Origin of the sequence: Fibrobacter sp. UWH5, from assembly GCF_900142505.1 — a bacterium.
Lineage (GTDB): Bacteria > Fibrobacterota > Fibrobacteria > Fibrobacterales > Fibrobacteraceae > Fibrobacter.
This window is the reverse complement of sequence record NZ_FRBB01000009.1, coordinates 45,178-67,128: the sequence shown is the minus strand read 5'-3', so window position 1 is coordinate 67,128 and position 21,951 is coordinate 45,178. Positions and strand designations below refer to the sequence as shown.

Genomic DNA, 21,951 nt, shown 5'->3' with positions numbered 1-21,951 from the left:
TGCATTCTTATAAAGGTTAGCTATTATTACCTTGTGAACAACGAGGTATTAATGCGTCACCCCAAAAAGAAAACCCTGATAGCCGCTTCCGCCATTGCAGCACTTTCTGCAACCGCCTTTGCAGCTACCACCCCCTATGACCTGATTCGCCCCACCTGGCCCCTGACCTGGGACGCCAAGGCTCTCGACAATTTCGAGCCGAATGCAAAAAAGGATAACGTCCTGCCCGAAGAAAAGACCCCGGCAAACTTCAAGGCCGGAGCCCTCATGCCTGACACCCTGGACCAGGCCTATCTTGACGTCATCAACACGACCATCTCTCCCATTCGCGTAAACCAGGCCGGCTACCTGAAGAGCGATACGGAACGTCAGTTCTATTTTATCGGCACCGCCAAGGAATTCGAAGTCGTCGATGAGAACGGCAAGTCCTTAAGCAAGAAAATTACCGGGACCCTCACGAAGACTTCCGAAGAAACCACCTCCAGCTGGCTTATCGTCGCAGGCACTGACGCAACTATTAGCGATCATAAACGCTACTCTGTCGAGTTCAACGGCCCCTCCGGAAGTATCCTCGTCGGAAACATTCCCCAGTCCGTCCCCACCGACAAGCGCCTCCGCATCAAGGTCGGTGACGAGATCTCCAGCACCTTCATCGTAAGCGAAGACGTCTACACCATGGTGAAGGATGCGGCCATTAAATTCTTTGGCATCCAGCGCAGCGGCAATTCCGATTCCTGGTTCCATGGTCCGAGCCACGTCAAGGACGGCGCAGGCAAGGTGGTCCTCGACGAAAAAGTAGTCTCCGGTGTAACAACCAATGAAGGCGACCTGCAGGGTGGCTGGTACGACTGCGGTGACTACCTGAAGGAATCCCAGACCCAGGCTTACGCATTTGCAAATCTTGCCGTCGCCGCGGTCTCCAACCCCTCCAAGGACGTTGACCATTATGCATACAACCACGGGGAATTCGTAAAGACCGACAACGTTCCTGACGTTCTTCGCGAAGCAAAGCACGGTGCGGATTTCTTCCTGAGATCATTCAAGGCTGCCAATGGCGTTGTCGACAACATGGCCGTTTCCGTGGGTAACTTCGGTAGCGATCACGGTTCATGGGTTCGCCCTGAACTTCAGGACTACATCGTCATTTCGATGCGCGGCGGTCCCGCAGATCGCGACGTCCGTCTCGGCGAACTGGGTTCCAATATTTCCGGTCAAATCGCGGCTGGCCTTGCCATCCTGAGCAAGGACTACGCCAAATACGACAAGGACTTCGCCGACTCCTGCCTGATGGTCGCCGAAAAGATGTACGACTTCGCCAAGAACCTGGCACTTGGCAACGACTCCTATGACAAGGGGAAGAAGTTTGTTTACAACACAATGGCCGCAGGATGGAGTACCCCAGCCTACAACGGCAATAATGAATATCACGACGATCTCGCCCTGGCAGCGATCGCCCTCCACTACGCCACTTACGAAAAGTCCGGCAAAATGGATTACCTGAACGACGCCGTCGAAGATACGGAAATCGGGACAGATCAGATGAGCAGAAGCTTCGCCTTCAATGGCGGCTGGATGGCCCATGGTCGAAACGGCATGTTAAAGTCCAGCAGGAACACCAGCTGGGCAAACGTCAACACGCTGACACTCTATGCTTTCTACAAACTGTTGCTGAAGGATTCAAAGACCGCAACCAAGTACGGCATCTCCGATGAAAAACGTCTGGGATATGCAGAAAAGGTAGCAAGCACCATGGCCATCAACCTGCAAAATCTTTCGAACTCCGGCACAAGTAGCATCGAACTTCCTGTCAGCCAACTCTCAAGCGAATCCGGAGCCATCAGCTATGACGGTGCATGGTATAGCATGCAAACGGATCAATCATGGATATATAACCGCTATCAAGCGGGAAATATCTTTGAAGTCCTCGCCCTTGCCGATATCGCCAAGGACCTGGAAAAGGTAAAGCTTCCGACATTGGGCACCTTGAACTGGAACTCCGAAAAACTGCATCAGTTGGGTATCAACCAGCTGAACTACATGCTAGGCGTCAACCCCTGGGACGTTTCCTTCATTTACGGCGTTGGCGACAAGAACGACAACCATCCCCACCACAGAATATCAAACCCCGAAGGACGTAATGCACGAGGTAGCGTCGCATACAAGTACGTACGACCCGTTGGAGGTCTTTTCGGAGGAATCATTCCTGGTGCAGAAAATTCCATTAGTCCTAGCTCGTTGAGCTGGGAAGACTATCATCTTTCCGAGACTTGCCTCGATGGATCTGCTGCACTTGTCTCTGCCTTGACAATCGTCAGCAACGGCGGCGACGACTACTTTGAAAAGAAGTGCGACAACTGCAACAAGAATCCCGACATTTTCCAGGCAGACAACATTCACGTCGGTGCATACCATTACGAGTTCAACGAACTGGACTACTTGACCATCAGCTTCAGCAACAGCACCCTGAAGAGAATGGACAGCGTTGTTACATACGTCTACTTTGACGCAACCGAAGATGACGTCGAAAACTGCAACGTACTGTTCAACCTGTCAATCTGCCAGGCCTACGACCAGGGCGGATTCAACAGGCCTTGCAGCAACGAAGACGAGATTCGCAAGGAACTGAGAAAAAACAATCCCCAGAAGATCAAGGATACCTACGACAAGAAATCCAAGACCTACACCTGGGCACTCCCCATTGTTCTGGACTCCTTAGGTATCGGCCGATATGTCCGTCTCGACCTTAGCGTAACCTCCGGTACAAAGGTTAGCGGAGCCTGCGAATACGCTCTTGAGCCCGCAAAGGTAGACTTCACCAAAGGCTGGAGCTTCAAGTCGCATACCGCAAGCAACAGCATGCCCGCCTACGATGGAATTTCCGACAAGGATAAGGATTACATCGAAGTCCAGGAAGCGCCTGATGCTCCCTACATCGTACTCCGCAGCCAGGGCAAACTCATCTGGGGTTATGGTCCCGCAGACGAAACCAGCGACCGCGTAGGAGTCCGCAAGATTGCCGCTCCTGCCGCAAATGCAAAGATGATCGTCAACGGCCGAGGCCTCTATGTAGTTGCACCTGCACAGGGCACAAAGACCCTGAAGGTCTTCGACATGCTGGGCAACCAGCTCATGGCACAGACCTTCGAAGGGACTTCCGCACAGGTCAGCCTCGCAAAGCTTCCTCATCGTAGCGCCATGGTTGCACGCCTCATGTCCGGCGAGAAGGTTCTTGCCGCCAAGGCATTCAAACTGAAGTAATCCATCAAATTACATCAAGCGTAAAGAACGTCGGCTACAAAAAAGCCGGCGTTTTTCATTTTGCGGAAAAGTCGCAGAAAACGACAAGCACATCCCCTTAGACCCATGTGAGATTTTTCATGCAAAAAATCCAATCCAATTTTTTTTGCACTATATTTATTGCCATGGAACTACTTGAATTTTTGAAAGACATGCCGGTCATCGGCATCCTTCGCGATATCCCCCGGGGATCCGAAGAACTCTGTGCACAGACTGCGGCCAAGTGCGGTCTTAAGGCTATTGAAGTCACCATGAACACCGACAATGCCGCAGAAATCATTACGGCACTGAAGGCCGCCTGCAAGCCCTACGGCATTACCGTCGGCGCAGGCACCGTGCGCCATGATAGCGACCTGGAAAAGGCCATGCACGCAGGCGCCAACTTCATCGTAACCCCAAACACCCGTAGCAACATCATCCGCACGGCGGCAGGCTCCAAGACCCCGATTATCCCCGGAGCACTGACCCCCACCGAAGTGCAGAAGGCCTACGACCTGGGCGCAACGGCCGTCAAGATTTTCCCGGTAGATTGCGTTGGCGGTCCCAAGTACATCAAGGCTTTGCGCGGTCCCTTCCGCGACATACCCCTGCTGGCCTGTAGCGGCGTGAACGCCGAAAATGCCGGTGAATACATCAAGGCAGGCGCCAACCTGCTGGCATTCGGCGGAAGCATCTTCAGCGCCAAGCTGATGAAAGAAGGTAACTGGGAAGAAATCGGCAAGCGCCTGACAGAATTGCTGGACGCTGTACGCGCAGCCCTTAAGTGAGGGCGCGCGCGGAGCGCGCTTCCAGGCTTCAGGTATGAGGTATGAGCTCGGGCCTGCGACTCCTTTCAGCGGTGAGCTATGAGCTAGATAATCGCACCAACGGCGCCCTGTTCAGTCATGAGCGTTCAGCTTTGAGCCATGAGTTTTTATAATCGCACCAACGGCGCCTTACTTTAACTCATAACTCATATCTAGTTATATCATCCCACAATTAAAGGACCCGGATTTCTCCGAGTCCTTCTTTAAACTGTCAGCTATAAGCTCTCCGCTATTTTTCACTTTTCATCTTCTTTTTACATTCGTACATAGATACATCTGCACTGTGAAGCATGTCGTCCATTTCGGAGTAGTCTTCAGAAGAGTGTGCGATACCATAAGCGAAAGTCACCTTCTGATCGACGATGGTAATTGCGTTTGCAGCCCTTTCCATACGTTCGACACAAATGAAGGCCCCCTTCTTATCGGTTTCGGGGCAGAGGATCATAAACTCGTCACCGCCCATGCGGAAGAACAAGTCGGAATCGCGGAGCAAAGCCTTGACGGAATTCACCACGGAACGGAGCATCAAATCGCCAGCCTGGTGGCCATAGCGGTCATTCACCTGCTTAAGTCCGTTCAAGTCAAAATAAATCAGGGAGAACTGCGTTCCATAACGGCGTGCGCGAGAGAAAAGTTCGCGGAGTGAATTCATGCCGTGGCGTCTGTTGTAGCAGCCGGTCATGTCGTCCGTCAGGGAAATATCGCGCAGATAGCGCAGGGAACGGGACAGTCGAATATGCACATTGACGCGGGCCAACAGAATGTCTTCCACGGCATTCTTGCTCACAAAGTCAGACGCACCTGAATGGAATCCCTTAGTCACGCTTTCGGTATCTTCACGGCTCGTCAAGAAAATCACCGGCAGATCATCCAAGGCATAACGCTGACGGATTCGAAGACAGACTTCGTACCCGTTCATGCTAGGCATGTTAATGTCAAGAAGAACCAGGTCAACGCAGTTTAATTCCAAATACTCCAGGGCCTCTTCGCCAGAGGTACAGGCAGTAACATTATAACCCACGTGAGTCAGAAGGTTGCGGGTACGCTCAAGAACTTCCGCACTATCATCAACGATGAGAATCTTTTCTTCGACCATTTTATCCCTATCTTTGTCTCTTAACCTTTTACACACACACCAACAGAGACATACTAAAAATAGATTTTCAAGGGACCAAAGTCATCACCGTTCTTGTAAAAATTCCAATACCGGAGCGGCCTGAACAAGCCCCAAATCTGCGGCATACCTAAAGAAAAGGTTCAGGGACTCCTTGCGTTCCTCGGTAAAACGGTAATCCAGGGCCGAGTAGTAACTTTCAATAACGGGGCGGGGCAAGTTGACAGGATAACGGGCAAGCCATTTATCTAGGGCCGCAGAAGGCCTAGCGCTAAATGTTTCGATACTGTTCCTGGTCGCATCCATGTACCGCAGGAGAGTCGGGCGCAGTTCGTCGGACAAAGCCTCCTTGGCAATAATCCAGGCGCCAAAGACGAAGGGCAATTTCTGCCAGTCCTGCCACAAGGTTCCAAGGTCGTAACTGTAGGCGAACCGGCGACGTTCATTTTCTTCAAGGGCCTGATCGCCAATAAGCAGGCAGGCGTCATCCCCAGGCTGATACGCCCCATCCACATAGTCGGGACGCAGACCGAAGCGAGTCTCCAGCAAGATCCGCAAAAGCGTCACGGACGTCTTGCTCTGGGCTGTCATACGCACCCGCTTCCCCGACAGTTCCTGGACCGGCAGATTTGAAAATAACTTAACGGAACGGACTTCAAAGGAGCAGGAAGTGCAGAGCGTCGGAGACAGCACAAAAGCCCCCGGTTTCTGGGCAAAAGTAATGGAAGATGCCGGGGAAAGGTGGATAGAGCCATCTTTTAGACCCGCACAATGGGCGCTAGGTGGCCCATCCACAAAATCTACATCGCCAAATTCGGATTCGCGGCCCAAAAAGTCGTGAAAAAAGGGTGCACAGACCAAAAAAGGAATTCGTCCTACTCGCAAAGTCATATAAAAAAATTAACTTTTCCCAAAGCCTTACAACAGGCTGGATTTAATAAACTGAGGATTAACTGAAGTATAAATAGTGGCTAAAGTACAATGGCTGTATTTCACGTAAAGAAAACCTCCCTTGGCGAAGACCAGAATACTCTGGTGTTCAAGGGTAAGATTATTGAAGGCCCCATCAGCAAGGGGATGACCATCGAAATTCCCGTTACCCAGGAAGCTGTGGTAAAGATGAAGATTTACGATGTCGCCCTGTTCGAAAAGCAGAAGGACGACGAAAAGAAGGTTGGCCTGATCGTTGACTTTAACGGACTTCCCGACGACATGGAAGTAGTTCTCGGTCTGAACATTGCAGACGAAGACCTGAATATCGTTAACGAGTAAAGTTTCTCAATCGGCCGTCAATTCCGACGGCCACAACTTAAATGGGATGGTAACATGATTAAAGAAAGACTGCGGGGAGTTAATTTGGGCGGCTGGTTCAGTCAGGTAGACTGCATCCAGGAAAAAGATCCCGTGGGTTTCCCTGGGATCATCCAACACGTAAAGACCTTCCTCGGTGTGGAAGATTTCAAGCGCATCCGCAATGCTGGGTTCAACCACGTCCGTCTGCCGGTGGACTATTTCAACATGTTCGACGGCGAAGAACTGAAGCCCAACGAAGAAATGTTCGCCCTGCTAGACAAGGCCCTCAAGGAAATCCAGGCTGCAGACCTGGATGTCATCCTGGACCTGCACAAGTGCCCCGGCCATGACTTCCACCTGGCCAGCTACGAAGAACAGGCTTTCTTTGTCAGCGCCGACGCCCGCAAGGACACCAACAAGGTCTGGTCTTATCTGGCAGAACGCTACAGCGGTGAATCCCGCGTCATGATGGAACTGCTGAACGAACCTGCAGCAGGCGACTCCAAGGTCTGGGACAAGGTGAAGGATGAAATCTTCTGGACCATCCGTAAGCACGCCCCCAAGAACACCATCGTGGTCGGTGCCAACAAGTGGAACAGCGCCCGCGAATTCCAGTACCTGACTCCGCTGGACGACGACAACGCTATCTATAGCTTCCATACCTACACTCCGGTGACATTCACCCACCAGGGTGCCGCATGGATCAAGGACCCGTTCTTCCACATGGAACGCCCCTGGCCCGGTGACTATGCCGCCCCTGTCGATGACGGTTGCACCCGCCTCGACGTTGAATATGGCAAATGGGACAAGGCCCGCCTGCAGGCAAGCATCCAGAACGCCCTGGATTTCCGCGCCAAGTACGACCTGCCCGTTGCATGTAACGAGTTCGGCGTCTACGTCCAGGTGGCCCGCAAGTACCAGATGGCATGGATGCGCGACTTCATGGAAATCCTCCGTGACGCAGATGTCGGCTACAGCTACTGGAACTACAAGAACCTGGACTTCGGTATCGTATCCAAGGGCGAATCCCTGCACAACAACCTGGCCCAGTACAACAATCCGGAACGCCTCGACAGCGAACTCATGGAACTGCTGGCAAAGGGCTAGAATTCAGGCGTCAGGATTTAGGTATCAAGTATCAGGCGCCAGGCCGCATAGAAAAGGCTCCAGTTAAACTGGAGTCTTTTTTTTAAAAGTCAGCAACGATACCTAGACCCACGGGGAAAACAAGTTTATCATTATCGAGTCTGCCATAAAGCTCGTCAAAATTTGTATAGTAGCCGCCATCTCCAGCAAGGAACTGGAACCCAACTTCAACATAGGCTCCCAGATGCTTTGTTATCAGGTACTGAAAACCCAGGCCGAAAACCAGACGCCAGTAGTCAAACCTTCTGCAGGTTTCCTCCACATCGGCAAATTCACCATCTTCCAACCTAATCCTAAAGCCCTCCACTTCACCGGTCATCCAATCGGAGGAATGGAATACATAGGCGCCGGACAGTCCACTGAAACGATAGGCGACACCCATTCCACCAAAAAAATCATAATCGGTGCTAAAGTTCGACAAGTGGATGTTCGCAGAAAAATGATCATCCATCATGGTGTACCCGACACCGACTATTCCATGATAAGGTCCAAAACCGAGAGAAGCCTCAATTCCGGCAAAACTCAAACTGGCAAGAACCGATAGCAAGAAAACAAGTTTCCTCATAAACAACCTCCTATTCATTTTTTCCACTAACGCTTTAAAGACGGAACTATGTTACACAATGCTGGAGTACCTCCTGGCCTGTACGCAAAAGCCGAAGCCGCGCATATTCCCATGCGTAGTAATAAGTTCGCTTCATTTTTGGGCTGATTAGCCATAACCGTAGAACTATCAAAAACAAATTCTTTTATCGTATCAGAAAATCCAGACAGATTTACGGACAACGAATCCGACTTCACGGAAGCCTCTTTTGGAGCGACTTTAATTAATTGCGCAAGGCAGATTCCTTGAAAAAAAAAGAACTACCAAAAGCATAAAATAGATCTGTATAGGTTTCATCATAGAGTCTCACCAGCACAACATTATTCAGCGATAAGAAAGAGTATACTTTGAAACAATCGCTTTACGAGTTTCGCTTGTTAAATTCTTGCTTGTTTTAGCCTTAAATTCCAAATCTTTATGTTTTACATAATGCAATCCAATCACTCCGTATTCAGATGCTTTAGTAAAATTCGTATTCTTTTCGTTCCCAGTCAATTGCGTATTAGCATTCGGGTTATAACCAGTTAAATCTTCATTCGGATTTGAAGGACTGCCCCCCGTTGAAAATTCCACAAAAGGTGTAATTTTACATCTTACAGTAATATCTTCCGTATCACAACATTTGTCCAGGTCAGTTTCATGGGAAGTTTTTGCACATGAAAAATTTCCATATCTATCATAACCACAATAACGCCATAATAGAGTAAACTATTTTTTTCATTCTTTGTTCTCCTTATCATTTGGCCCAAAGAATATAGCACAATTTTTCTTAAGTTGTTTACAATAGTGCAATTTTTCACACGCATTTATAAACTTAAAAAGGACTCCCCCACGGGAGCCCTTTTTTAAATGCAATAACGTTACCGATTAGCGGAGCGCAGCTTACAGTTCAATGAGAATGCCGGCTTGCACGTAAACGTATCCGTGGCCGTCGTGTTCCAGGAATTGGTAGCCGCCCATCAGCATGATAGAGGAATAGTCCCCATTCTTGATGTCAACGCCACCCCCTGCGCGCCAGAACATCTGATGGTCCGATCCGATCAGGTAGCCCCAATCGCCCGTTGCCACAGGAAGCATCTGACTGCCAATAGGCAAGCGCACCCAGGCACTGGCCGCAATCGGCACAAGGGACACATTGTCCAGTTCCTGATAGCCGCTACCGACACCCACAAAAAGCATCTGATCGATGGGGAACCAGAAATGGCCGTAAATGTTCAGGTTAAAACTGGTAATGTCGCTCCAGGCGTTTACCACACCGCCCTGCACATCCATGGTAAAGGCTCGGGCAGGAGTTGCGCCAAATCCGGCAACCAGTGTGAGCGCCAAGGCAAGACTCGCAAGCAGACGTTTCATACAAATTCCTTCTCGTTTTAAAATCAGACGTTCCGATCTAGCGATTCCACAAAAAACTAGGCTTCATCATCGCTTCGGGCTTCGCGTGCCCAGCCGCCACTTTTCTCGCGACCAAAGGCCATAAAGAATCCCTTAAGCATGGCGAAGTTCATCAAGAGGAAATAGTATCCGCTAGGAACAATCTTGAAGATCGCCACAAGAAGTCCAAGGACAAAGGCACCAAAGAAAATCTGGTACACCAGGCCGCTGGTCAGCAGAAGAACGTTGGAGATAAACAGCAAGATAAAGATGTGCGCAGAGAACCAACGCAGAATTTTATGAGAAAAAAAGAGGTAGGCGGTCAGGGGTCGGAACGGGTTCAGCAAAGGCAAGTAGGAGAACAGGAAGTTGAAATTGGCGCGGCCGATACGGACCTTGCGGCGGTATTCACCTGTAGATTCCTTGGAGGTCTGTTCCGTGCCGATAGCACTAGAAACGAAGGTGCAATAGTAACCCTTCTGCAAGACCTTGGTGGCAATAAAGAAGTCATCCATGACGCTCTTCTTCACCGGCAGTTCCGTATAAAGTTTACGGCGGATGGCATAGAGAGCGCCGTTGCCGCCAATCAGACGGTCCAGCACACCTTCGAACTTCTTGATTTCAGATTCCAGATCCCAGTAGGAGCTTTCGCCGCGGCCAAGAACGCTTCCGCTCTTGTCAGAAAGAATCAGGTGACCGCAGGCGCAGCCGATCTTTTCATCCTGGAAGGCGCGGACAAGTTTACGGACTACGTTAGGGAAAAACATGGTGTTGGCATCGCAAAGCAAGAGGATGTCATTCTTGGCGATTCCGTTAAGACGGTTCAGCATGGCGGCCTTGCCTGCATTCTTGGGAGCCTTCACCAAAGTGATTCCCTGGTCGGCATAGCGGGCGACAATTTCTGCAGTGCGGTCCGCAGAACCGTCATCGCCGATCAGAACTTCCAGCTTTTCCTTGGGGTAATCAATCTCAAGAATGTTCTGGATCTTGCGTTCGATAACAGCCTCTTCGTTGTAGGCAGAAATCAGGATAGACACCGTAGGCAGCTCACCGTCAGAGGCATCGCAGGACTTCTTGCGCTTGAAAAGCTCGCTGACAAAAGGAAGCGTTACAGGGAACAGCAGATAGCAGTGGATCAACAGCACCAGCATCGTCCAAAAGACAATCTGAACACCAAAGAGGAAATTTTCACCCATCAATTCGCTCATCGGGATATCCATTCCTTTTCTTTTTCTAGAAACTTGAGAAGCAATTCAAGCATCTCCTGGGGCGACATGGAATCCGTCACCGTCAGAATGCTCATGCCTTTCGGAGCCACCAACACAAAGGCGGGCAATGCGTTCAGCTCCCACACATCAAAATAACAACGTTGCACGGTATTCTTCTGACCGTCGCACATAATGGAATCCTGGGAATCCGCATCAAGCTTCACCGGGTAGAAGTACCGGTTCAGCGCATCAGCCACCATAGGATTCATATACACGTTCTTGTCCATGACACGACAGGGAACGCACCAGTCCGCATATAAGTCCACGAACACCAGCTTGGGTTTGGACTTAGCCAGCGCGAAGGCCTCGCTGTACCCCATCCAATGGACCAGGCTCTTAGGTTCCTGCGGGTCGGCAAAGGCGCAGACCGCGGCAAACAAGATCAAGAACAGGAGTCGCATCAGTCATCACCTCCCTTAGGCTTCCTTTGCTGAAGCATAGGATTCGCGGGCTTAACCGGAGGAGAATGGGGAACCGATTTGGAAGCCCTGACATTATCTTCCTTGCGGTCCGCCAACAAAGTGTCTAACTGAGCCACCACGGCCTTCTGGAATACGACCCACTGCCTTTCATCGTCCAGCAGTTTTTCGGTCTCGGCCAGGAACTGTTCGCGGGTATAGCCATGCTTCTTGATGATTTCCTGACGCAGAATACGGGCCGACGGAGAATCTGCCCCAAACGTCATTTCCACCACGCGCATTTCCACAAAGGCGTCCACAAAATTCGAATTATACGATTCTTCTTTTTGGCATGACGTCAGAAAGGGTAACGCAAACAATAAAACAACGGCGCCAAGGCGCCTAGCAAAAAACGCAAAAGAAGGGGCGGCAAGACGCCCCTCCTCAAAACATGCTTTTTTGCAAGACAAAAACATTAGCCTTCGCTCTTTTCGTCCAGTGCGTTTTCGAAGAGTCCGTCTACGTATTCACGCTTGTTGAACTCCACCAGCTGGTCGATGCGTTCGCCCATGCCAATCCAGCGGATAGGAATCTGCAGGGAGCTGGCGATAGAAAGCACGGCGCCACCGCGGGCGGTACCATCCAACTTGGTCACCACCAGGCCCGTCAGCGGGAAACTCTGGTTGAAGATCTTGGTCTGGTTGATGGTGTTCTGTCCGGTATTGCCGTCGATGACCAGCCACATGTCGTGGGGCATATCCGGATTTACCTTCTTGATGACGCGGACAATCTTCTTCAGTTCTTCCATCAGGTAGTCTTTATTGTGCAGACGTCCAGCCGTATCGATCAGAACCACGTCGCAACCGCGGGCCTGGGCAGCCTGGCAGGCGTCATAGGCAACCGCAGCCGGGTCAGAGCCTTCCTGATGCTTCACGAATTCCGCACCGGAACGTTCGGCCCAGGTTTCCAGCTGGTCGATGGCAGCAGCACGGAAGGTATCGCAGGCAGCGATCATCACCTTCTTGCCTTCGCCAATAAGACGAGCCGCAAGCTTGCCGATGGTCGTGGTCTTTCCGGCGCCGTTCACGCCAATCACCAGAACCACATGGGGCTTACCCTTCAGTTCGAACTTGGGAGGATCCTTCAGAAGGCGTTCCGCCTCGTTACGCATAATATCAAGGACCTGCTCCGTAGTCAGGGACTTGCCCAGGGCGTTTTCGCGGAGGGCGTCGGTCAGGAGGAATGCCGCCTCCACGCCAACGTCGGCCTTGATCAGATGTTCTTCAAGATCTTCCAGGGTGTCGTCGGTAATCTTACCGGCGCCAACAATACCCTTCAACTCCCCGATCAGGGCGTCGCGGGTCTTGGCAAGACCATTCTTAATGGCTGAAAAAAATCCCATAGTTTTCTCGCGGGCAATAAATTAAAGCTTGCTTTCGACGATATCAACCAGGCCGTACTTCTTGGCCTCTTCGGCACTCATGAAGTTGTCGCGTTCTGTATCGCGGTCGATTTCTTCGATGGTGTGGCCAGAAGTTTCTGCAAGAATCTTGCCGGTGATGTTACGGATGCGCAGCATTTCTTCGGCCTGAATCTGGATATCGCTTGCGGGGGCAACGATTTCGCCGTGGATCAGGGGCTGGTGAATCATGATGCGGGCATTGGGCCATGCATAGCGCTTGCCCTTGGCACCGGAAGTCAGCAACACGGCACCCATAGAGGCAGCCTGGCCACAGCAAACGGTAACCACATCGCTCTGGATGGCGTTCATGCAGTCATAAATAGCGAGACCACTAGAAATAACGCCACCGGGGCTGTTGATATAAAGAGTAATATCGTCGTGATTCAGGGAATCCAGGTAAAGAAGCTGCTTCACGATACGTTCGGCACTTTCATCATCCACGCCGCCCCAAAGGAAAATGCGACGGTTGTTGGCCAAGTATTCCTCGGCCTTCTTCATCATGTCCGGAGTCTGGGCTTCTTTCTTTTCGTTACAATCTGCCATAAATAGCATCCTTTAATGCAATCTTTTTGTTCAAGGTTAATATTAGCAATTTATATATCGTCAGATTTTTAAGAACTGTCAAAAAGGAGTGAATAGTGAAGGGAGGGTGTCATTCTGAACTCGTTTCAGGATCCCACTGTTTTTAATTATGAATTACGAGATATGAATTGCAAATTATAAAGTTAGGCACCACCGACGCGATTATCTAGCCATGAACACATGGGTATGTGTGTGCAATAGTGAATCCGCTATAAATTACGATTATGAACCTCATAATTCATATCTCGTATCTGATATCTAGATCCTTCGCTTCGCTCAGGATGACAGCCAAGCGCCTGTAGCCTGTTGCCTCATACCTGACACCTAATTCCGGCACCACCGACGCGATTATTAAACTCATGGCTCAAAGCTGAACGCTCATGGCTGAACAAGTCGCCTCCGGCGCGATTATCTAGCTCACCGCTCACAACTCATCGCTCATCACTAAAGGCGCCCCCTCCCCCCGCTCCTTTGCTATATTTACGCCCATGACCAGTTCAACCAAGTATCTTGTCGGCCTCATTGGCCCCGCCGCCCTAGAAGCCGCAGAAAAAGACGCCAACCATCCGGTTCGCAAGGATTTTGACCGCTGCACCGCCGTAGAAATCCGTTACGATTTCTTTGAAGAAAGCCAGTGGCCAGGCCTCTCCACCCGCGTCCGCAAGGTAGCTCCCGGCAAGCTGCAGATCGGCACCATCCGTCTCAAGCACGACGGCGGCACCTTCCCCGATGCCCGCGTGGTAGACCGCATGGAACTGTGGAGCAAGATTCTGGATGCCGCCGAAGTCCCCGAATGGCTGGACCTGGAACGAGACTACCTGGCCAACTACAGCAAGCTGCACGACATGGCCGCCCTCCGCAGGGTCAAGCTGCTCATTTCGGAACACAACTTCGAAAGGGTTCCTAGCGACGCCGAACTGGAAGAATACGCCAAGGAACTGTTGCAGTTCAAGGCACCCGGTCTGAAGATCGCCGCCATGAGCAATTCCGAAAACGACTGCGACCGCCTCTACAAGTTCATCAAGAAGAATTTCAAGAAATTCGAACTTTTCGCCGCCTTCGGCATGGGCGAAACCGGCAAGGTCAGCCGCCTCTGGAGCCTAAAAGAGGGCGCAAATCTGACCTACGGCGCCATCGGAAAGGCCGAAGCACCCGGCCAAATTGATGTCTTGACCATGAAAAACGCCCTGGAAAGCGAAACTGCACTCAACTCGCAGACAGAATTATTGGCTTTTTTACGTTAAAAACGGCAATTTTTAATATTTTCTGACTACATCTGCATTTGGGGACTCCCCAAATGCGATTTTTTTTCTAAAATATCTATTTATAGACATTTACAAAAGGACTAAGGACAATATGCGTCTTTCCGAAAGATTTGTTGACAATTGCATCTTGATCAATTCCGCCAGCACCACCAAGGAAGCTATCCTGAACGAGCTGGTGGACACGCTCTGCAGTGCCTACAAACTGGATCACCGCAACGAAATTTTCGATGCAGTATGGAACCGCGAGCAGAGCCGTTCTACCGGTATCGGTTGCGGACTGGCCGTACCCCACGCCAAGATTGACTACGTGGACCGCATGTGCATGGTGGCAGCCACCATCGAAAACGGTCTGGACTTCGCTTCTTTCGATGGCGAACCGGTCTACCTGATCATCCTCATTGTCAGCCCGGGCAACACCGTTGGCCCCCACCTGAAGGCCCTGTCCTCCGTCAGCCGTCTGCTAGCCGATGGCGGCGTCCGTAAGGATTTGATTGCCTCCAAGACCCCGGCTGAATTCCTGACCATCCTCAAGGCCGCCGAAGATAAGTACCTGTAAGGCAAAACTCATCTTGTCCCTTGACAACCCCAAAAGTTGTTTATATATTTGGCTCACACTTCGGACGGTTAGCTCAGTTGGTTTAGAGCGCTGCTTTCACACGGCAGAGGTCATTGGTTCAAATCCAATACCGTCCACTGAAAAAAGACCTGGCAATACGCCGGGTCTTTTTCTTATTGCCACCATAGCCACACCACTTTTTCTATTTTGTATTCGCCGTTCGCCACGATTGCCCGAGGCAACGAAACCGCCACCTCAGGCATCCAAAGGTCATGATCAACTCGAAAGCATTTTTCTACGGATTTATCGCCAGTGCAACCGCGCTCTGGGCAGCAAACGGCACATGGACCCTCGAAGAATGCCTTGATCAGGCCAAAAAGGCAAGCCTCTCCCTGGAAGCAGCCAAGCTCAGGGAACAGTCCGCCGACATTTCTGTAAGGCAGGCCCAGGCTAGCGGCGGCCCCACTGTCAGCGCAAGCATCGGCAACTCCATTTACGACCGCCCCCTGGCCGCCCACCCCCAGGACCACTACCGTTTTTCTGTAGGCGTTTCCGGCTCCTATACCCTCTGGGATGGCGGATCCTCCAAGCTGAACACCGAAGCGTCTCAGCTGTCCAAGGAAGCCACAGTCCTCGCCACCAAGCAGACCGAGCGTTCCATTCAAGAAAGTGTGCTGAACGCCTACATGAGCCTGCTGGCCGCCCAGGAAAACCTGCGCACCGCCGACGCCTCCGTCGAACTGGCCCAAGCCGAATTTGAAAATTACGGTAAGCTGTACGAAGCGGGCTCCGTCACCAAGAAGGATTTGACCCAGTCCCAGTCCAGCGTTTTGCAGAAACAAGTTTCCCAGCTGACCGCCCAGCTGAATGTCAGCACCGCCAAGACCACCCTGCGCCAGCTTATGGAAGTGGACGCCAGCGACAGCATGAACGTGGTGGCCCTAGAGGCTAACGTTTCTACCCCCGACTCCCTAGAGGCTCTTCCGCCCTACGAACAATTACAGGCAGACGCACGTATTGCGAACCCGGGTCTAAAATCAGACAGTATTTCCGTGAAGGCCGCCAAGAAGAACACCGAAGTGGCCGGCAAGAATAGCTCCATTACCGTCACTCTGGGCGCAAGCTCCACAACAGGATTTACAGGTTTTGAGTCAGACCAGTACGGCAAACAGATGAAGGAAGGCTGGACAAACACGCTTTCCCTGAACATCAATATTCCCATCATCGATAACGGCTCCACCGAAAACAAGGTGCTGCAGGCCCAGGTGAACGAAGCCTCTTCCCAGGTAGCCCTCCAGGAATCCGCAAAAAATCTGGAGAACAACATCGAGAAGCTGTACATCAACGCCATGAGTGCCGATATGCAGTGGAAGGCCGCCAGCCTCCAGGTCGATGCCGAAACAGAAGCCCTGGCCGTCGCCGAAGAACAGCGCAACGCAGGCGCCCTCACTTATACCGATTATCTTTCCCAGAAAAACAACTTGGAAAAAGCCAAGGTCACCTTGACCAACGCCAAGTACACAAGCCTTCTGGCCCGCAAGCTCCTGGAACTTTACCAGGGCAAGCTGGACTAATTACTGGCGAACAGAAAGTCTGGAACGACCGTTTTCCTTAGACTTGTACAGAAGCCTATCAGCAGACTGATACAGTTCATTGAAGGTGTTCATCTCTTCGTTAGAGATAATGGCACCCATAGAAAGGCTGGTTCCCTTTGCAGCCATCTTCAAGGTCATGTTGATCTTATCGAAAATCTGCTGGGCGCGTTCATACATAAATTCATCGGAGCTTTCTTTCTTAAAGAACAGGGCTGCCGCAAATTCATCGCCGCCCATACGTCCGGCAATGTCATCTCGACGCAAGGAAGAAAGCAAGGTCTGACCGATAAGATTCAGGAACTCGTCACCGGCGACATGGCCATAGGTGTCGTTGTATTCCTTGAATTTGTCTACATCCAGCATCAACAGCATCACCTTGCACTTGCCTTCCAGCAACTTGAATTCCGTATCACTCTTGAAGGCGTTTCGGGTCAACAGGCCGGTCAGGGAATCCCTGCGGTAAGCATTTTCCCACTGAGCCTGCTGACGGCGAACCTTGTTACGTTCCATGTCAGCCATGATACGCAAAGTATAGGTGTCCGCCACATCGGCCACAATGACCTCGGCACGACCGGACCTGGTGGCAGAATCAAAATAACGACGACCGTAGCACAGCACGTAAATAACAGAACCGTCCTTACGCATGATACGATGTTCAAAGAACGCACTGGGATTCTTGCCAAGCGCTTCTGTAATCTGGCAGACATATTCGGTACGGTCTTCAGGCGGCAGCAAGTCCGTCTGGTTCATGCGATTCTTTTGAATATCCAACGCATTAAATCCAGTTAGACGTTCAAAGTCCTTGTCAAAATCAATAATGTTATTCTGCTCGTCCAGGGTATAGCGGACATAGCGCAGGTTATGCACACTATGGAAGGAATTGGCAGAACTTGCACCTTGAGTCAATTCATCCCTGACCACTTCACGGACTTCTTCGGAAACCGCCTCGGCCACTTCCGAAGCCTTGGAAGGCAGCGCCTCGATCATCTGGATGAATTCAGAAACAATGTTGGGGTCGAACTGAGTACCGGCGCAGCGCTTCAGTTCCTCGATAGCCACATCCTGAGGCAGGGCCTTACGATAGGCACGGGTATTCACCATGGCATCAAAGGCATCCACCACCGCAATAATTCTAGAAAGCAGGGGGATCGATTCGCGGGCCAGACCATCCGGGTAACCGGCACCATCCCAACGTTCATGATGGTGCAAAATCATATCGGCGATACCGCAAAGTTCCGGAGAACTCTGGGCAATCTGATAACCCTTCACCGGATGAGTTCGCAGAGTATCCCATTCTTCGGCAGTCAGCTTGCCGGGCTTGTTCAAAATTTCAAGGGGAACACCGATCTTGCCAATATCATGCAGGAGGCACAGCAGGGAAAGGTCGCTCAACTGCACGTCGTTCAGGCCGATACGGCGGCCAAGTTCCGCGCCCATCAGCTGAGTTCTGCGGACATGTTCCTCGGTATCGTTGTCACTTTCCTGCAGGGCCTGCACCAGGGAATTCAGGATTACGGAATGGTTGGATTCCTTACACAGCAGTTTTTTCTGCTTAAGTCCCTTTATGGCAAGACCTATGCCTTCCAGCATATTGTCGGAACTTCTACATACGCTGACACCATACTGGATTTTAGGTTCAAACTTTTCTTCCAGCGCCTTCAAGGAGTCAACAACTATTTCTTCGGACCCACCGGCGCAGAATGCAATGAGAATAGCATCTTGACCGCGAACAAAATAGGCATCATCCGGGAAATAGTTACGCATCAAGTCTGCCAGTTCCTTAATGCAACGGTCACCGGCATGCCGGCCCTTAGAGCCGTTAATAAACGACAAGCCCATAATGTCGCAGGCAAGAACAACCAGGTCTCCGCGAGCAACGTCCTTGTTTTCTTCGGAACAGAAAACGAAATCATCCCAGTTATGGAAACCGGTCAGAGGATCCGTCGCGAGAACCGCATTGGAGAACATGAACAGTCGGCCGATGATGCGGCCACGCTTATTACGCAACGTTCTAAAGTCGCAACGCAGAGGCTTCTTGCCGGCATCTGTTTCGGCATAGCACTGTACCACGTAATTCTCGTAATTGTCCTTGATGTTCACGCCGCACATATCGGTGAATTCACGCAGCGGCAGCATATCCCTAAATTTAAGCCTAGGGAACTGCTTATACACCATATCGTTGTAGAGAATCAGACGGTTTTCGTAATCAAACAGCATGAGCCCCTGGTCGATATTCTCGAAGACACTCATCTTGAACAGATTTGTCATGCCCTTGATAGAATACTGGAAGCAGGCCCAATAGAACGCATAGGCGCCAATGCTATAGCCAAGAATGGAATAATCAAGGAAGTTGTACTTGGAAAGACCCGGCAGGAACAGGAATACGGCATTGATCGCCACAATGGAAACTACACCTGCGACGGCATAAAGGAACTGCCTCTTATATTCCAGGGGAACACTGACCAACTTATAAAGCAAGAAGTAAACGCAAGTCGCCACCATGGCGTAGCAGAAAAACAGATGCACGTAGAAAAGGCCATGCATGTTATAGCTGTACTTGGCGAATTCCGTTGCACGGGGAACATAGCTTATGGCGATTTCACAGAAGGGATTAATGGCAAAGACAATGATATCGACAAGAATAATGAAATGGGCGGCCATGAAATGCCCCCTACCAACAGCCGAGTTCCTAAACTTGCAAAAATCACGAATGAACATCACGAGGCAGAGCAGCATGATGTCGATACACACGAAATAGACGCTGGACAGGCAGGAATATACGAAGTAATCGTCAACAAGAACGCTAACCAGATAGCTCAAGTCCACAAAGGCGCAGCCAACACAGGTCGCACCCAAGGCCTTCCCCTGAACGCCACCCTTTCTAAAAGAGACAATGGCCAGGAGAGAATCCAACACCGCAATAAACAGCGAGGCAACAATATATCCAATCAGGAAATTAGACAAAAAAACTCCGCAAAACAAAAATCACCCAATTTATAAGTATAAAAATAAAATCTCGTGGCCAAAAATGCGTTTACCACAATGGGAAATTTTTGTGTTTTAATTCTGTTTCTAGCGGCGGCGACGTTCTAACCAAGCGTAGACTGTGACACAAATCACAACCGATAGGAAGGACCCCGACAAAGTGGCGATTCCCATAGGGAACAGGGTATCCGGATACCAGACCGAAGCGAGGTAGGCTCCGGGCACCCTGAGAGTCACAATGGACACGGCATTGTGAATAAACGAAACAAACGAAAGCCCGCAGGCACAGAAGTATCCGCTGAAGCAGAAATGAATTCCCGCCACCATGCAGTCAAAAACGTAAGCGTGCAGATACTGGGCCCCAAACTTTACAACCTGGAGGTCATCGGTAAATAGGGCAAGGACCGGTTCCGAAACGAACTGGAAGAGGATTCCGCAGACCAGGCCAAAACCGGCAGCGATACCGATGCCGCAATACAACGTCTGTCGGGCACGATCATAACGGTCGGCACCGATGCACTGGGCGCTAATGGCAGAAACCGTAGAGAGCATGGCCGACGGCACCAAAAACAGGAAGCAGATTATCTTTTCGACGACCCCCACCGCCGCGGCAATTTCAAGGCCGCGGGAGTTGGCAATCAGCGTAATAAACAGGAACGAAATCTGGATAAAGCCTTCCTGGCAGGCCACGGGGAATCCGATTTTCAGCAAGGACCACATAAGCGCCTTGTTCAGGCGGAAATCCCGTCGGCACAGCCCCACCCCAAAACGTACCCGTTCAAGCCGGATAGCCGCAAGGGTAACGACCACACAGAACAGCTGGGAAAGCACCGTGGCAAGCGCAGCCCCGGTCGGCCCCATTCCCAGAGGCCCGACAAAAAGGTAATCCAGCGCAATATTCACCACGCAGGAAGCCGTCACAAAATACATGGGGCTCTTGGTATCGCCTAGACCGCGGAAAGCGGCGGCAATGACATTATAGGCCGTAATAAAGGGAACGCCCAGAAAACATATAACCAGGTAACGGACTGTTCCGGACACAGCCTCTGCAGGCGTCGAAAGCAACGAGACAATCTGGGGAGCCGTCGCCAGGAGCACCGCCGTAAACAGGATGGCCACCACAGCAAAGATCACCACCGTATTTCCGAGAATCCGGCTAAGGCTCCTATGACGCTTCGCCCCCACGGCTTGCCCCATAAGGACCGTCGCCCCCATGGTAAGCCCAATAAGAATTACCGTCACGAAATGCATGACCTGACTGCCAACAGCCACAGCCGTAATCCCCGCCGCATCGGTAAACTGACCGATAATGAACAGGTCCGCCATGCCGTAAAGGGTCTGCAAAAAGTTCGCAATCAAGAACGGGACCGAGAAAAGTCCGATGTTCTTTAGGATATTTCCTTCGTATAGATTGCGCGGCATAGGGGGTAATTTAGAAATTAAACGACCGATGTTGCAGGGTTGAAACACCATACGTTTCGGGATGAAATGAGTTTTATGGGGAACGCAGACAAAAAACGCATACTATAAAAAATTCGCCCAAAAGAACCGCTTTTTAAAAAGTTGGCACGGCCTTTGCAATAGGCAGGGTGTAAAAACAAAAAGAAACCCACGGCGAGTGCCGAAGGGCAAAAAAATTAAAAAAGAGGTAAAATCATGATCAATGCAAACGTTATCCCCACCGCTTTCTATGGCATCCAGAACTTCCTGGACAGCTTGAACGCCGCCAACGCCCAGGGCGAATGCAACTACTCTCCCAAGGCAGACTACTACGAAGTCGAGAATGGTTTCATGCTGGAAGTGGAACTGCCGGGCGTCAAGAAGGAAGACATCGACATCCAGGTAGAAAAGAACATCATCACCGTCAAGGCTTCCCGCACCCGCAAGGAAACCAAGACCACCTACGAACGTAGCTTCCGCCTGGCCGACGATATCGACTGCGAAAACATCAAGGTCGCCCTGGAAAACGGCATCCTGGCATTCTCCCTGGTGAAAAAGCAGCAGGCCGCCGCCCGCAAGCTCACCGTGGCCTAGGCCATAAAAAACAGCTCTTTATCTTCATTCGTACTCCTCCAATCCACCAAGAGGTTCCTCCCCAGAGGAACCTCTTTATGCGTTAAATTGGCCTTTTTGCGTTTTTTTTCGCGATATTTCGCCCTTTACAACATTTAACAACACCATTTATTCCGAATTGGAACATTTGCGAAGT

General features: G+C 50.9%; 20 protein-coding genes and 1 tRNA gene. 9 read left to right on the top strand and 12 right to left on the bottom strand.

Annotated features, from left to right (window positions below; translation table 11 throughout):
- The first annotated feature begins 51 nt into the window (after nucleotides 1-51).
- Together BUB38_RS09120 and BUB38_RS09115 are read left to right on the top strand one after the other, a co-directional pair.
- Entirely contained in the window at nucleotides 52-3,258 is a 3,207-nt protein-coding gene (locus BUB38_RS09120; protein ID WP_073159783.1) for a glycoside hydrolase family 9 protein, read from the top strand.
- A gap of 164 nt (nucleotides 3,259-3,422) precedes the next feature.
- The gene (locus BUB38_RS09115; RefSeq protein WP_073159875.1) at nucleotides 3,423-4,064 is read left to right on the top strand and encodes a bifunctional 4-hydroxy-2-oxoglutarate aldolase/2-dehydro-3-deoxy-phosphogluconate aldolase; all 642 of its coding nucleotides are present in this window, start codon (nucleotides 3,423-3,425) and stop codon (nucleotides 4,062-4,064) included.
- Between the two features lie 268 nt (nucleotides 4,065-4,332).
- Here BUB38_RS09115 and BUB38_RS09110 read toward each other — a convergent pair whose 3' ends face one another.
- Entirely contained in the window at nucleotides 4,333-5,199 is an 867-nt protein-coding gene (locus BUB38_RS09110) for a GGDEF domain-containing response regulator (protein WP_073159781.1), read from the bottom strand.
- Between the two features lie 84 nt (nucleotides 5,200-5,283).
- Complete coding sequence (locus BUB38_RS09105; RefSeq protein ID WP_073159779.1) at nucleotides 5,284-6,108, bottom strand: menaquinone biosynthetic enzyme MqnA/MqnD family protein; 825 nt, start codon at nucleotides 6,106-6,108, stop codon at nucleotides 5,284-5,286.
- A gap of 90 nt (nucleotides 6,109-6,198) precedes the next feature.
- Here BUB38_RS09105 and BUB38_RS09100 point away from each other — a divergent pair, with 90 nt between their 5' ends.
- Nucleotides 6,199-6,489 carry a hypothetical protein gene (locus BUB38_RS09100; RefSeq protein WP_073159777.1) on the top strand — a complete coding sequence of 97 codons (291 nt, stop codon included), beginning with the start codon at nucleotides 6,199-6,201 and terminating at the stop codon, nucleotides 6,487-6,489.
- 54 nt (nucleotides 6,490-6,543) lie between these two features.
- Nucleotides 6,544-7,617, top strand: a complete 1,074-nt coding sequence (locus BUB38_RS09095; protein ID WP_073159775.1) for a glycoside hydrolase family 5 protein — start codon at nucleotides 6,544-6,546, stop codon at nucleotides 7,615-7,617.
- An 82-nt stretch (nucleotides 7,618-7,699) separates the two neighbouring features.
- Here BUB38_RS09095 and BUB38_RS09090 read toward each other — a convergent pair whose 3' ends face one another.
- The 8 genes from BUB38_RS09090 to BUB38_RS09055 all read right to left on the bottom strand — a co-directional run bounded on the left by BUB38_RS09090 (nucleotide 7,700) and on the right by BUB38_RS09055 (nucleotide 13,302).
- Entirely contained in the window at nucleotides 7,700-8,221 is a 522-nt protein-coding gene (locus BUB38_RS09090; protein ID WP_073235998.1) for a hypothetical protein, read from the bottom strand.
- A gap of 363 nt (nucleotides 8,222-8,584) precedes the next feature.
- Nucleotides 8,585-8,833: a hypothetical protein gene (locus BUB38_RS16050; protein ID WP_139258368.1), complete on the bottom strand. Its 249-nt coding sequence runs from the start codon at nucleotides 8,831-8,833 to the stop codon at nucleotides 8,585-8,587.
- A 309-nt stretch (nucleotides 8,834-9,142) separates the two neighbouring features.
- A complete protein-coding gene (locus tag BUB38_RS09080) occupies nucleotides 9,143-9,613 on the bottom strand; it encodes a hypothetical protein (RefSeq protein WP_073159769.1) in 471 nt (156 codons plus the stop codon).
- A gap of 56 nt (nucleotides 9,614-9,669) precedes the next feature.
- Complete coding sequence (locus BUB38_RS09075; RefSeq protein ID WP_249269377.1) at nucleotides 9,670-10,851, bottom strand: glycosyltransferase family 2 protein; 1,182 nt, start codon at nucleotides 10,849-10,851, stop codon at nucleotides 9,670-9,672.
- Nucleotides 10,836-11,300 (bottom strand): thioredoxin family protein, encoded by a 465-nt coding sequence (locus tag BUB38_RS09070; protein WP_088658847.1) that lies wholly within the window; start codon nucleotides 11,298-11,300, stop codon nucleotides 10,836-10,838. The genes BUB38_RS09075 and BUB38_RS09070 overlap by 16 nt, the downstream gene beginning before the upstream one ends.
- Nucleotides 11,300-11,605: a hypothetical protein gene (locus BUB38_RS09065; protein WP_139258366.1), complete on the bottom strand. Its 306-nt coding sequence runs from the start codon at nucleotides 11,603-11,605 to the stop codon at nucleotides 11,300-11,302. Before BUB38_RS09065 ends, BUB38_RS09070 begins: the two co-directional genes overlap by 1 nt.
- A 167-nt stretch (nucleotides 11,606-11,772) precedes the next feature.
- The gene (gene ftsY / locus BUB38_RS09060) at nucleotides 11,773-12,699 is read right to left on the bottom strand and encodes a signal recognition particle-docking protein FtsY (RefSeq protein WP_073159763.1); all 927 of its coding nucleotides are present in this window, start codon (nucleotides 12,697-12,699) and stop codon (nucleotides 11,773-11,775) included.
- Nucleotides 12,700-12,720: 21 nt separating this feature from the next.
- Nucleotides 12,721-13,302 (bottom strand): ATP-dependent Clp protease proteolytic subunit, encoded by a 582-nt coding sequence (locus BUB38_RS09055; protein WP_073159761.1) that lies wholly within the window; start codon nucleotides 13,300-13,302, stop codon nucleotides 12,721-12,723.
- A gap of 527 nt (nucleotides 13,303-13,829) precedes the next feature.
- Here BUB38_RS09055 and BUB38_RS09050 point away from each other — a divergent pair.
- From BUB38_RS09050 to BUB38_RS09035, 4 genes are all read left to right on the top strand, one after another.
- Nucleotides 13,830-14,585 (top strand): type I 3-dehydroquinate dehydratase, encoded by a 756-nt coding sequence (locus BUB38_RS09050; protein ID WP_073159759.1) that lies wholly within the window; start codon nucleotides 13,830-13,832, stop codon nucleotides 14,583-14,585.
- A gap of 112 nt (nucleotides 14,586-14,697) precedes the next feature.
- Nucleotides 14,698-15,162: a PTS sugar transporter subunit IIA gene (locus tag BUB38_RS09045; protein WP_073159757.1), complete on the top strand. Its 465-nt coding sequence runs from the start codon at nucleotides 14,698-14,700 to the stop codon at nucleotides 15,160-15,162.
- A 62-nt stretch (nucleotides 15,163-15,224) separates the two neighbouring features.
- Nucleotides 15,225-15,299: transfer RNA gene (locus tag BUB38_RS09040), tRNA-Val, on the top strand.
- A gap of 135 nt (nucleotides 15,300-15,434) precedes the next feature.
- On the top strand, nucleotides 15,435-16,736 hold the full coding sequence (locus BUB38_RS09035; RefSeq protein WP_073159755.1) for a TolC family protein: 1,302 nt from the start codon (nucleotides 15,435-15,437) through the stop codon (nucleotides 16,734-16,736).
- Here BUB38_RS09035 and BUB38_RS09030 read toward each other — a convergent pair whose 3' ends face one another.
- On the bottom strand, nucleotides 16,737-19,721 hold the full coding sequence (locus tag BUB38_RS09030; RefSeq protein WP_073159753.1) for a diguanylate cyclase domain-containing protein: 2,985 nt from the start codon (nucleotides 19,719-19,721) through the stop codon (nucleotides 16,737-16,739).
- Nucleotides 19,722-19,829: 108 nt separating this feature from the next.
- Nucleotides 19,830-21,164, bottom strand: a complete 1,335-nt coding sequence (locus BUB38_RS09025) for an MATE family efflux transporter (RefSeq protein ID WP_073159751.1) — start codon at nucleotides 21,162-21,164, stop codon at nucleotides 19,830-19,832.
- A gap of 234 nt (nucleotides 21,165-21,398) precedes the next feature.
- Here BUB38_RS09025 and BUB38_RS09020 point away from each other — a divergent pair, with 234 nt between their 5' ends.
- Nucleotides 21,399-21,776, top strand: coding sequence for an Hsp20/alpha crystallin family protein (locus tag BUB38_RS09020; protein WP_073159749.1), 378 nt, complete (start codon nucleotides 21,399-21,401; stop codon nucleotides 21,774-21,776).
- Nucleotides 21,777-21,951 lie beyond the last annotated feature (175 nt).

Excerpts from the sequence above, each read along its gene's own strand:
- BUB38_RS09120 (WP_073159783.1), top strand. The coding sequence starts at position 52 with ATGCGTCACCCCAAAAAGAAAACCCTGATAGCCGCTTCCGCCATTGCA.
- BUB38_RS09115 (WP_073159875.1), top strand. The coding sequence starts at position 3,423 with ATGGAACTACTTGAATTTTTGAAAGACATGCCGGTCATCGGCATCCTT.
- BUB38_RS09110 (WP_073159781.1), bottom strand. The coding sequence starts at position 5,199 with ATGGTCGAAGAAAAGATTCTCATCGTTGATGATAGTGCGGAAGTTCTT.
- BUB38_RS09105 (WP_073159779.1), bottom strand. The coding sequence starts at position 6,108 with ATGACTTTGCGAGTAGGACGAATTCCTTTTTTGGTCTGTGCACCCTTT.
- BUB38_RS09100 (WP_073159777.1), top strand. The coding sequence starts at position 6,199 with ATGGCTGTATTTCACGTAAAGAAAACCTCCCTTGGCGAAGACCAGAAT.
- BUB38_RS09095 (WP_073159775.1), top strand. The coding sequence starts at position 6,544 with ATGATTAAAGAAAGACTGCGGGGAGTTAATTTGGGCGGCTGGTTCAGT.
- BUB38_RS09090 (WP_073235998.1), bottom strand. The coding sequence starts at position 8,221 with ATGAGGAAACTTGTTTTCTTGCTATCGGTTCTTGCCAGTTTGAGTTTT.
- BUB38_RS09080 (WP_073159769.1), bottom strand. The coding sequence starts at position 9,613 with ATGAAACGTCTGCTTGCGAGTCTTGCCTTGGCGCTCACACTGGTTGCC.
- BUB38_RS09075 (WP_249269377.1), bottom strand. The coding sequence starts at position 10,851 with ATGGATATCCCGATGAGCGAATTGATGGGTGAAAATTTCCTCTTTGGT.
- BUB38_RS09070 (WP_088658847.1), bottom strand. The coding sequence starts at position 11,300 with ATGCGACTCCTGTTCTTGATCTTGTTTGCCGCGGTCTGCGCCTTTGCC.
- ftsY (WP_073159763.1), bottom strand. The coding sequence starts at position 12,699 with ATGGGATTTTTTTCAGCCATTAAGAATGGTCTTGCCAAGACCCGCGAC.
- BUB38_RS09055 (WP_073159761.1), bottom strand. The coding sequence starts at position 13,302 with ATGGCAGATTGTAACGAAAAGAAAGAAGCCCAGACTCCGGACATGATG.
- BUB38_RS09050 (WP_073159759.1), top strand. The coding sequence starts at position 13,830 with ATGACCAGTTCAACCAAGTATCTTGTCGGCCTCATTGGCCCCGCCGCC.
- BUB38_RS09045 (WP_073159757.1), top strand. The coding sequence starts at position 14,698 with ATGCGTCTTTCCGAAAGATTTGTTGACAATTGCATCTTGATCAATTCC.
- BUB38_RS09035 (WP_073159755.1), top strand. The coding sequence starts at position 15,435 with ATGATCAACTCGAAAGCATTTTTCTACGGATTTATCGCCAGTGCAACC.
- BUB38_RS09025 (WP_073159751.1), bottom strand. The coding sequence starts at position 21,164 with ATGCCGCGCAATCTATACGAAGGAAATATCCTAAAGAACATCGGACTT.
- BUB38_RS09020 (WP_073159749.1), top strand. The coding sequence starts at position 21,399 with ATGATCAATGCAAACGTTATCCCCACCGCTTTCTATGGCATCCAGAAC.